Annotated in this window: 11 protein-coding genes; 8 read left to right on the top strand and 3 right to left on the bottom strand. The window is 40.8% G+C overall.

Annotated elements, in window-relative coordinates; translation table 11 throughout:
* Window position 1: 1 nt before the first annotated feature.
* A complete protein-coding gene (locus JOD45_RS01950; RefSeq protein WP_205002152.1) occupies window positions 2-1,138 on the top strand; it encodes a bifunctional cystathionine gamma-lyase/homocysteine desulfhydrase in 1,137 nt (378 codons plus the stop codon).
* On the opposite strand, the gene JOD45_RS01955 is transcribed toward JOD45_RS01950, so the two are convergent.
* Window positions 1,135-2,082, bottom strand: coding sequence for a nucleoside hydrolase (locus tag JOD45_RS01955; RefSeq protein ID WP_205002153.1), 948 nt, complete (start codon window positions 2,080-2,082; stop codon window positions 1,135-1,137). The genes JOD45_RS01950 and JOD45_RS01955 overlap by 4 nt on opposite strands.
* 120 nt (window positions 2,083-2,202) lie before the next feature.
* Between JOD45_RS01955 and JOD45_RS01960 the strand changes: the two genes are divergently transcribed.
* From JOD45_RS01960 to JOD45_RS01970, 3 genes are all read left to right on the top strand, one after another.
* Complete coding sequence (locus JOD45_RS01960; protein WP_205002154.1) at window positions 2,203-2,604, top strand: RDD family protein; 402 nt, start codon at window positions 2,203-2,205, stop codon at window positions 2,602-2,604.
* Window positions 2,605-2,902: 298 nt separating this feature from the next.
* Window positions 2,903-3,103, top strand: a complete 201-nt coding sequence (locus JOD45_RS01965) for a cold-shock protein (protein ID WP_205002155.1) — start codon at window positions 2,903-2,905, stop codon at window positions 3,101-3,103.
* Window positions 3,104-3,335: 232 nt separating this feature from the next.
* Window positions 3,336-4,082: a GNAT family N-acetyltransferase gene (locus JOD45_RS01970; RefSeq protein ID WP_205002156.1), complete on the top strand. Its 747-nt coding sequence runs from the start codon at window positions 3,336-3,338 to the stop codon at window positions 4,080-4,082.
* A gap of 29 nt (window positions 4,083-4,111) precedes the next feature.
* Here JOD45_RS01970 and JOD45_RS01975 read toward each other — a convergent pair whose 3' ends face one another.
* Both JOD45_RS01975 and JOD45_RS01980 read right to left on the bottom strand, forming a co-directional pair.
* Window positions 4,112-4,258 carry a hypothetical protein gene (locus tag JOD45_RS01975; RefSeq protein WP_205002157.1) on the bottom strand — a complete coding sequence of 49 codons (147 nt, stop codon included), beginning with the start codon at window positions 4,256-4,258 and terminating at the stop codon, window positions 4,112-4,114.
* A gap of 131 nt (window positions 4,259-4,389) precedes the next feature.
* A complete protein-coding gene (locus JOD45_RS01980) occupies window positions 4,390-6,021 on the bottom strand; it encodes an FMN-binding glutamate synthase family protein (RefSeq protein ID WP_205002158.1) in 1,632 nt (543 codons plus the stop codon).
* 190 nt (window positions 6,022-6,211) lie between these two features.
* Between JOD45_RS01980 and JOD45_RS01985 the strand changes: the two genes are divergently transcribed.
* The 4 genes from JOD45_RS01985 to JOD45_RS02000 all read left to right on the top strand — a co-directional run bounded on the left by JOD45_RS01985 (window position 6,212) and on the right by JOD45_RS02000 (window position 10,352).
* Window positions 6,212-6,499, top strand: a complete 288-nt coding sequence (locus JOD45_RS01985) for a hypothetical protein (RefSeq protein ID WP_205002159.1) — start codon at window positions 6,212-6,214, stop codon at window positions 6,497-6,499.
* Between the two features lie 210 nt (window positions 6,500-6,709).
* A complete protein-coding gene (locus JOD45_RS01990; RefSeq protein WP_205002160.1) occupies window positions 6,710-9,034 on the top strand; it encodes a xanthine dehydrogenase family protein molybdopterin-binding subunit in 2,325 nt (774 codons plus the stop codon).
* Window positions 9,031-9,870, top strand: coding sequence for an FAD binding domain-containing protein (locus JOD45_RS01995; protein ID WP_205002161.1), 840 nt, complete (start codon window positions 9,031-9,033; stop codon window positions 9,868-9,870). The genes JOD45_RS01990 and JOD45_RS01995 overlap by 4 nt, the downstream gene beginning before the upstream one ends.
* Before the next feature lie 2 nt (window positions 9,871-9,872).
* Window positions 9,873-10,352, top strand: a complete 480-nt coding sequence (locus tag JOD45_RS02000; RefSeq protein WP_205002199.1) for a (2Fe-2S)-binding protein — start codon at window positions 9,873-9,875, stop codon at window positions 10,350-10,352.
* The last annotated feature ends 318 nt before the right edge of the window (window positions 10,353-10,670 follow it).

Consider the following 10,670-nt stretch of genomic DNA (forward strand, 5'->3'; position numbering starts at 1 on the left):
CATGAAACCGAAAACGAAGATGATCCATTCAGGAATTAATACCGATGAACTAACAGGAGCCGTTAGTGTACCTATTTATCAAGTCAGCACTTATAAACAGGAAGCAGTCGGCAAGCACCGCGGGTACGAATATTCACGGACCGGAAATCCGACAAGATTTGCCTTGGAAGAGCTGATAAAAGAATTAGAAAATGGTGTCGCCGGGTTTGCTTTCGGATCAGGCATGGCGGCTATTACGGCTGTTATGATGCTTCTTCAATCAGGTGATCATGTCATTATGACAGATGACGTGTACGGCGGCACTTACCGGGTCATGTCTCATGTATTGGACCGTTTTAACATTGAATCAACTTTTGTAGATTCAAGCATCCCTGAACAAGTAACAGCAGCTATAAATGATAAGACACGCGCCATTTATATCGAAACGCCTACTAACCCTTTATTAAAAATTACCGATTTAAGGAAAATATCTGACATTGCAAAGGCGCATAACCTGCTGCTTATCGTTGACAATACTTTTAATACACCGTATTGGCAGCAGCCGCTTGATTTAGGTGCGGATATCGTTGTGCACAGCGCAACCAAATATATTGGCGGTCATAGTGATGTTGTTGCCGGTTTGGTTGTTGTTAATTCAACTGAACTAAAGGATAAATTGCATTTTATCCAAAATTCAACCGGAGGGATATTGGGCCCCCAAGATGCTTGGCTATTAATGAGAGGCATTAAAACACTTGCGTTAAGAATGGAAGCCCATGAACAAAATGCGAAAAAAGTTGTCAGCTTTTTGACTGAGCATCCAAAAGTGAAGAAAGTTTACTATCCCGGGCTTTCTAAACATCCTGGTCATGATATTGCAAAGAATCAGGCAAGCGGGTTCGGCGGTATGATCTCCTTTGATGTCGGCAGCCTGGAGCTCGCAGAACAAGTCTTAAGCCGCGTAAAGTATTTTACATTAGCAGAAAGCCTTGGCGCAGTGGAAAGTCTGATATCATTGCCGGCAAAAATGACACACGCTTCGATTCCGAAAGACCGCAGAGAAGCTTTAGGGATAACTGATGGGCTGATTCGGATCTCAGTAGGCATTGAAGATGGCGATGATCTTGTTAATGATTTAAATCAAGCGTTGCAAGACTAAAAAATAGGATTTAACATCACCCGATAAAAATCATTGATAATTTCATTATAATTGAATTTCAGGAGAATGCGATGGACAGGGTATCCGCTTTTCATTTTCGGCTTCGGACGAAAATCGGCGATAGTCTGTCCTTTTGCTATGTCTTCTGTTAAGATAAATACTTGGCGATGAATGCCTTCAAAAAAATGCGGATTAATAAAAAAACAAAGCAGGAATGCGTCATGTAATGGCGCGCCGTTAATGCCCGGCATAATATGCTTGTACTGATCGCTGTAAAAATCCATTATAGGGCCAATTATTGGTGCAAACGGGTTCTTATGTTGATTGGCAATCTGATGGATCATGCTTCTTGGAATGATTAAATGGTCAGTGATATTGAGCGGGAAAAATGTCAGCGGGGTTCCATGTTTGGATACAATCTTCGCAGCTTGCGGATCATTGTACATATTAGCTTCTGCGACAAGCGAAGCATTGCCGGGAACGAAAAAAGCGCCGCCCATGATAAGGGTTTCCTTTATTTCTGCTATATTACTGGAAGCATCAAGGTAAGCAAAGGCAAGAGATGTCAGGGGACTAATAGCGATGATGGTCAGTTCTTTGCCGTAGGCCGAAATTAATTCATAGACTTTTTGAAAAGAGTAGACACGCTTCGGTTGGATATGTATAGTTTTAATGGGGCCAATTCCTTCAGTTCCATGAATACCATGAGCATAGAGCGGCGGGATGCCGGTTATCGGACCTTTAGCGCCTTTGATGAGAGGAATATCCTCCCTATCCGCTAATTTAAGAAGATAAGCCGCATTGGCTAAAGCTTCCCTATGACTAACGTTGCCATAATCGATGACTAATCCGACGAGGTCAATATCGGGATGAAGCAGGGCATACATAATCGCAAAAGAGTCATCAATCCCAGGGTCTGTGAATAATAAAAGCTTTTTCGTCATTGCCAACACACCCCATTGACGGTTTTTAATAATAGTATTCTATTCAAGTGTGTTAACCTTTTGATACTAAAAAAATTCATCTTCCAAATAACAGGATAAAAATTTTTGAGGAGTGTTGATGTGTTTTTTTCAAGCAGAAGAAATCCAGCCGGTTTTTGGCGGCGTGTCACCGCTTTTATTTTAGATATTGCCATCATACTTGTTTTAGCGGTGGTGATTAACAGTATTTTTAAGAAACACGGCAATTTATATTCGGATATAATGGCTGTCATTTATCTTATTATTGTGCCTATTGTATGGAATGGCTATACTGTTGGTAAGCGATTGCTTGGCATCCGAATAGAGAGATTGTCCGGCAAGAGAGTAAGCATCATAACAATGATTTTGCGTTATATCGGCTTTGCCATTTATATAGCGACCTTTGGCATAGCTTTCATTATCAGTATCATCATGATGATTTTTCGCTGCGATAATCGTTCCCTGCACGATCTGATTGCCGGAACATGCGTTAATCAGAACTAATATGTGTATTTGCAGACGCCTAGGCACGCTGACGGGCATAGTGGTTTGTTTAACCGCTATGCCCGTTATTGTTTTTTTTCGGCAGAAGAAACTTGACATTTATTGGTTGGTGTAGTATGATGGTATATATTCAAAAGCAAGAGAATATATAGATCTTATCATAAATAGTTCAAAATAAAGGTTATAATTCACATATTATAAAGGGTTATCACTTTTGTTTGGTACTTTTTATAATATGTGAATTTTTTATTTTATAATAAATGATTAGCATATTTAATAATTTTAGGAGGTTTTCGTTTTGAAAACAGGTACAGTAAAATGGTTTAATTCAGAAAAAGGCTTTGGATTTATCGAGATTGAAGAAGGCAATGATGTATTCGTACACTTCAGCGCTATTGAAGGCGACGGCTTTAAAACTCTAGATGAAGGTCAAAAAGTTCAATTTGACATTACTGAAGGCGACCGCGGCCCTCAAGCTTCAAAAGTTGTAAAACTATAATATGTTAAAGAGACTTCCTTTTGGGCAGTCTCTTTTTTAATGGAAAAATCTCGTCACTCCCGCTAAAACATATAATAATATTACATCATCATATATTCCGTGTTCTTAATATGCTAAAAATATTTAGGGATAAGAATTTTATGCAGCTTCAGAAGGTTTTTCACAATGAATCGTGAATAGGTAATTGAGTGAGACATTAATCATTAGATAGATGCTGGGGCGGGTGTGACAGATGGAGAGAATAAGCGCTGAACTTAACGATAAACTGCTGTTGCAATTTATTAAAGGTTTAATATACTGCCGGCAAACGAAAGGAACAAAAATTTGTTATTATCCATCTTACGTCCATGTGGATTTCGGAGAGGATGTAGGCGGAAGAACAGATGAATTATTTATAACAAAGGATCATTTGAATAGTTTTTATTTTAACGATAAAGACTATCAGCATTTAGATCATATGGTGACCGTATTTTCAGATAACTTTTCTGTTTTGTCATATTTTGAGGAAAGGGGCTATACATTTAGCCACTGGGAACATTTAATGCTCATTGATCTGACAAAAGCCTGTTTCAATTCAAAAGTGAAATATCAAATTCGTGAAGTGAGAGATAAAAAGCTGGCTGCCCAAATCAATTATAAATTAAGCCGCTGGGCCATTAATGAATCGCAAATTCATGATGAAAAGCTTTATCATTATGTCACGAGGTCGTTTGGACGTCCTATTGCGCACGGGCGCTTTTCGATTATTAATGGAACAGCTTGTTTTGACAATATTTTCACTGCTCCAAAACATAGAGGAAAGGGAGCAGCAACCGCTTTATGTACGAAAATGATTCTTGAAGCTAAAAAACGGGGAGCTTCTACAGGAATATTGGCGTCCAGCGAGATGGGGTTTCCTCTCTACTTAAAATTAGGATTTAAAAAGATTGCGCCAATCATGATTTTTTCTAAAAAGAAAGTAAGCAATCAGACGAAATAAAGGCATCTGATTGCTTTGTGCGGAGGCGTTCAGCTCTCGCTGTTTAATTGATCAGACATGCTGTCAGTGATATTTGCAGTTGTATCCTGATCCTCATTGGCCATGACTTCATCATAATTTGTCGGCTCGTATAGTCTTAATTCATCCACTTCAATTTTTTCTTTTTTGTCAGCCAAAACATTCACTTCCTTTCTTGAATAGACAAAACGGCAGCAATCGAAAATTTTCGTTACTTGTAGATTTTCCTTAAGCAGGCCATTTTATGTACTGAAAACCCGAGCGGCCATTGCCCGGGTTTCTTAATGATTTATTGAGCTTTTCTTTTTTCATGGCGTTCAATAGCTTGGGTAATATTCTTGTCGATCCGAGCGTATATTTCTTCAAGGGGTGTGACTTCGCCATTAACGTCTTTGAACATAACGTGTTTAGGATGAAAATGGATAGGGGATTCAACCCCGGCCGCAGCCGCTAAGCGGAATATACCTTTGCGTAAGGTGACAAGGTAATTCGCAACACGGTATTTTTTCTCATCAATGACGAGGGCCTTTTGTAGATGGGGATTCGTCGTTGCTACACCGACAGGGCAAGCATTAGAATGGCATTTAAGCGCCTGAATGCACCCTACAGTTATCATAAATCCCCGGGCAATATTAACAAGATCCGCACCCATGGCAAGCGCAATTGCTATGCGGTCTGGCGAAAATAGTTTACCTGAAGCGAAAATTTTCACGCGATCGCGTACACCGTACTTTCGCAGAGTAATATCAAGAATTGGAAGGGCGGATCTTATTGGCAGGCCTACGGTATCAGCGAGTTCTGTAAATGTTGCCCCTGTGCCGCCTTCACCGCCGTCAACAGTAATAAAATCAGGCCCTTTGCCTGTCTCGGCCATATATTTTGCAAGTTCAATGGCTGTCGCATTGCTGCCAATAACCACTTTCATGCCAACAGGCTTACCTGTAAATTCACGGATTTTATCCATAAAATCAAACATATCAGGTATATTATCGAATTCATGGAAACGGTTTGGACTATCAATGGATTTATAGGGTTCCACTAACCGAATTTTTGCGATTTCCGGCGTTACTTTTTCGCCGTCAATATGGCCGCCGCGAGCCTTTGCCCCTTGAGCCAGTTTTAATTCATAAGCTTTAATTTGCGGGATTTCATTTTTTTCTTTTAAAGCCTCCCAATTAAATTCTCCTTCTTTATCCCTGACGCCAAATAGACCGGGGCCGATTTGCATGATAATATCGACTCCGCCTTTTAAATGATATGGGGACAGCCCGCCCTCCCCGGTATTCATCCATGTGCCTTTTGCTATGTTTAGACCATGAGACAATGCGGTGATGGCATGATCGCCCAATGCGCCAAAGCTCATTGCAGACATGCCGATAAGGCCTTTAACAACAAAAGGCTGTCTTGTATGAGGACCGATGATAACCGCATCGTCGTCGTGAAGAAGATAAGCTGTATCTTCTTCGGGTACGAGATGTTCTTTTCTTTGGGTAAAAAGTGTATCTTTTGTTAAAACGTATTTTTTTCCCTTAAAAGTTGTTTCACTATCCATTTTCAATTCATCCATCTGCTTTGGAAATAAGGCATTTTGGATATAAAGCCCTTTTTCGTCAAAATCGCGAAGAGAGCCAAAGCCGATGACATCGCGCTTGTATTTTGCGCCTTTGACAATATGCTCATAATCATATCGGGAAAAAGGCTTGCCTTCAGTATCGCCGCTATATAAATACTGTCTTAGCTCAGGTCCGGCTTTTTCAAGAAAATAACGCATCCTGCCTAATACGGGATAATTGCGCAGAACCGGATGTTCATTTTGCGAACGGTCTTTTATAAACATAACTAAGAATGTGATACCAGTAACAACAATCGCTAGGACAGCGATAACAAATCCTATAACTGTAAACCAATTTGCTATGTTCAATGTTTCTTCCTCCCGGCAATTTCTTATAGAGATAGCTTTTACAATAAGATGAAAATATATACAATGCCAGGACGTTCTCAAAAGGACGATGGTATATCAGTTGTACTGAAAAATAAGTCGAATATGGTCTGAAAATGATTAGCTATATTTTCTTTTCCATGATAAAATGATTTGAAAGGAGGGGCGGCAAATGAATAAAGAGGATAAGATTCTCGAGCATTTAGAAAGGTTGGACAAGACCATTTCGGCTGTATGGACAGATATAAAAGAATTTAAAGGCGAAATGCATGAATTCAAAGACGAAATGTATAAGTTCAAAGACGAGATGGTTGAGTTTAAGAAAGAAACGTCAAATCATTTTAAAGAAATAGACGGGCAATTGCAGCACTTGAAATGGGACCTTGATGTTTTGAAAGAATCATTTTGGGAAAATAAGAAAGAAATCGCCGGCATTAAAAAAACAATAGTTATGAAATGATTCTCCTCAGCACTCATATAGTGCTTTTTTCTTTTGTACATTGACCCATAATGAATATTCCGTTTATTTAAAAAATATGTCTCGCCATCATTCATTTGCGATCCCTGTTCTGTTCCCCTTGACGGTAGTTATTTCTAACATAAAACCTATATCAGCAAATAAAATGAGTATAAGATGTTCATTTGATCTTTGGAGTGAGGGGGACGGCAAATGTATAATATTGGTCGCAGTATGATTAGAAAAGATGCCATTGAAAAGGTAACTGGAACGGCCAAATATACAGCTGATCTGATAACCGCTGACAGCCTGCATGCCAAACTGGTGACAAGCCCTTTTGCGCATGCCTTGGTTAAAAAAATTGACATTTCGGCTGCCTCTCGAATAACAGGCGTTCAGGCCATTTTAACCGGCAAAGAGGCGCATACGCTGACAGGTGAACAAATTAAGGATCGGCCGATACTTGCTGTTGATCGAGTACGGTATAATGGTGAACCTGTCGCTGTTGTTATTGCGGACACTTTAGCTATTGCTAAACGTGCGGCAGATCTTATAAAAGTGTCATATACCCCGTTGCCTGTTGTTCATTCTCCTTCACAAGCTTATCAAGAAGACGCTCCGCTCGTTCATGAAAACCTCGGGCAATATGAAAAGATTGCAGATGTATACCCAATACCGGGAACTAACATATGCAATGTGACTAAAATTAGAAAGGGGAATATGGAGCAAGGCTGGAATGCCAGCGCGGTTACGGCAGAAACAAAAATCTCATTTCCGCCGTCTGACCATTGTGCTATAGAAACACGCAGCGTCAGTGCTGAGGTATTACCAGACGGCCATATCATTATCTATTCGTCTTCACAAGTCCCTTTTACCATTAAAAAATTATTTAATAACATTTTTGGGATTGACCAGGGCCGGATGACGGTGCATACACCGCTCGTTGGCGGAGCCTACGGCGGGAAGTCAGCCGTCCAGCTAGAATTTATTGCCTACTTAGCATCTCGAGCGGTCGGCGGCCAAAAAGTCCAATTAACAAATTCCAGAGAAGAAGATTTTATTACTTCTCCAGTTCATATTGGCTTAGATGCTTGGGTGAAACTCGGCGCTGATAAAAATGGCATTCTGCAAGCTGCTGAAATGATCTTTCTATTCGATGGAGGCGCTTATTCAGATAAAGCAGTTGATATGAGCCGTGCAGCAGCAACAAATTGTACAGGGCCTTATCATATTGACAATGTTCGGTGCGATTCGCTTTGCCTGTATACTAACCACCCGTACGCAACTTCCTTCAGAGGTTTTAGTCATCCGGAATTAACGTTGGCCATTGAACGGACTCTAGAGGTTCTAGCTGAAAAATTAGCTATGGATCCGGTTGAACTCCGCGGCAAAAATGCGATTCGGCCCGGCAACACATCCCCGACGCAAGTGGTATTAAATGAAAGTAAAATCGGCAATACAAGAAAATGCATTGAAAGGGTTGCTGAGTTAATAGATTGGGATGAAGGGGATAGAATCGAAGTTTCTCCCCATGTAATCAGAGCGAAAGGGATTAGTTGTTTTTGGAAAAACTCGAATATTGATACAAATGCAGGATCAGGAGCTATTTTGACGTTTAATGCGGATGGGACGGTTAACTTAAATTGCGGCGTCATTGAAATTGGTACCGGCAGCCGATCAGTTTTGGCACAAATAGCTGCTGAGAGATTAAAAATAGATGCACAACAAGTTTTTATAAAAATGGACATAGATACTTCCGTTACACCTGAACATTGGAAAACTGTTGCTTCAAGAGGGCTTTGGATGGCTGGAAGGGCGGTCTTGGCAGCCTGCGACGATGCCGTTTGCCAGTTGAAAGATACGGCTTCTCAAGCTCTGCGAGTTCCAAGGGAAGACTTAGATATCAGCGGCGGTTATGTATTTGTGAAAAATGAGCCTAAGCGAAGATTAGCTTTCAAAGAACTCGCTTACGGTTATGTATATCCCAATGGAAATGCCGTCGGCGGTCAAGTGATTGGGAGAGGGTATTATACTTTAACAGGTATGACCTTCTTAGATCCAGAAACAGGAAAAGGTGTGCCGGGCCCGGATTGGACAGTTGGGGCACAAGCGGTAGAAGTAGAATGGAACGCCTGCGACTTTACATATCGAATCTTAAGAGCGGCAACAGTTATAGACGCAGGTACGATCATTAATCCGGAACTTGCCAGGGGTCAAGTGAGAGGCGGCATGCATATGGGGCTGAGTTTCGCAAGCCGTGAAGGGTTTGTTTTTGATAAAAACGGTGTCGTTCTGAATAACCAGTTTCGAACATATAAAGTGCTTCGTTATGGGGAAAATCCTCATTATACGGTTGATTTTGTTGTCACGCCTTCCCGTGAAACAGCTTATGGTTTGCGCGGCATTGGCGAACATGCGGTTATTGGCATGCCGGCTGCACTGGCGAACAGTCTTTCCCGGGCGGCTGGAGTGCCGCTTAATCAACTGCCGCTGACACCAGAGCTGATTTGGCGAGCGAAATCAGGTGATCAAGTATGATTGGTTTTGATTTTGAATATTACAGACCAAAAACGCTTGCGGAAGCTGTCAATTTTTATCATATGCTTAAGGAAAGGGGGAAACGTCCGGTATATTACTCTGGCGGGACTGAATTAATTACAATGGCGCGGTTAAACCAAGTCATTTTCGGTTCGGTCATTGACATTAAAGGCATACCAGACACTTGGATTTACGGTTATTCGGAACAAGACCTTATTATTGGTTCATCCATTTCGTTAACCGATTTGGAAGAGGACCGTGACTTTCCTCTGTTAAGCCAAACAGCCGGAAGAGTCGCTGACCGTACGTCTCGCAATAAAATTACAATCGGCGGGAATATTTGCGGCAAAATTATCTATAGAGAAGCGGTGCTGCCTTTTTTGCTCGCGGACAGCAGGGTTTTAATTGCCGGGCGCAACGGCTCTCGAATCGTTCCTATTTCAAATATATTTGAGCAAGAAGTGCAGCTGGCTGAAGATGAGTGGATTGTACAGTTTTTAACTGACCGCAGCATACTGTCATTGCCTTTTTTTACTGTAAAAAAACGTAAGCTTGATGTTATCGATTATCCGCTGCTAACGCTGGCCGCTATAAAAAAAGATGAACATATTCGTGTCGCTGTAAGCGGGCTGTGTGCTTTTCCGTTTCGTTCCGAAGCGATTGAAACTATTTTGAATAATCGATCGATGCCTAAAGAATTAAGAATCAAAGAGGCTGTTGACCGATTGCCGGCGCCTGTTCTTAATGACTGGATAGCTTCAGCTGAATATCGTCGATTTGTGTTTCAAAATACGTTGATGGAGATGTTTACAGCATTGGAAGGTGATGAAAAGTGAGCATGAAATATAACCGCATTCCCGTTACACTAAAAGTAAATAGACAAACAAAAAATGCGGATATACGAACAGCGGATACGCTTCTTGATGTTTTGCGGGAAAACTTTGGGCTGACAGGATCGAAACCAGGGTGCTTGAATGGTGATTGCGGGTCTTGCACAGTACTTATTGACGGCTGTCCAATGAAATCGTGCATCATGCTTGGTTTAGAAGCAGCAGGGAGAGAAATTGTAACGGTAGAAGGCTTAAGGGGCTCACCGGTTCAACGAGCATTTATTGAAAATAATGCCTTTCAATGCGGATATTGCACGCCTGGATTTATTATGAACATTGAAGGCTTAATAAGGAAGCATCCAGATGCTGATGATGCTGTCATTGAAGAATGGCTGCAATCAAATATTTGCCGCTGTACGTCTTATCAGGAGATAAAGGCTGCAGTATATGCTGTATTAGGGAAGGAAACGCGGGAAGATCATAAATAGTCAAAATCAAAAGGGAGAGAAAAGCGCTTTGTAAAAATAATTGCTGAAATAAATATTAAAAAACCACGCCATTCTATTACATAAGGATGCAACAATATATAAGGGGCTGTCCAAAAAGTCAGTATAACTGACTTTTTGGCGCCCCTTTTTCATTTTTTTATTAAAAAAAGTACACAAAAAAACCGTCCGATCTTTTAAAATGAAGTTACCACCACAACATTTAAAAGAAAGGACGATTTTTTATGAGTAATCATGATAATTATAACACGCAAATGACATTTCTTCCAGAGACAGAGGATAAAAAGAACGCCAAAAGAC

This window comes from Scopulibacillus daqui (genome assembly GCF_016908855.1).
GTDB classification, from domain to species: Bacteria; Bacillota; Bacilli; order Bacillales; family Sporolactobacillaceae; genus Scopulibacillus_A; species Scopulibacillus_A daqui.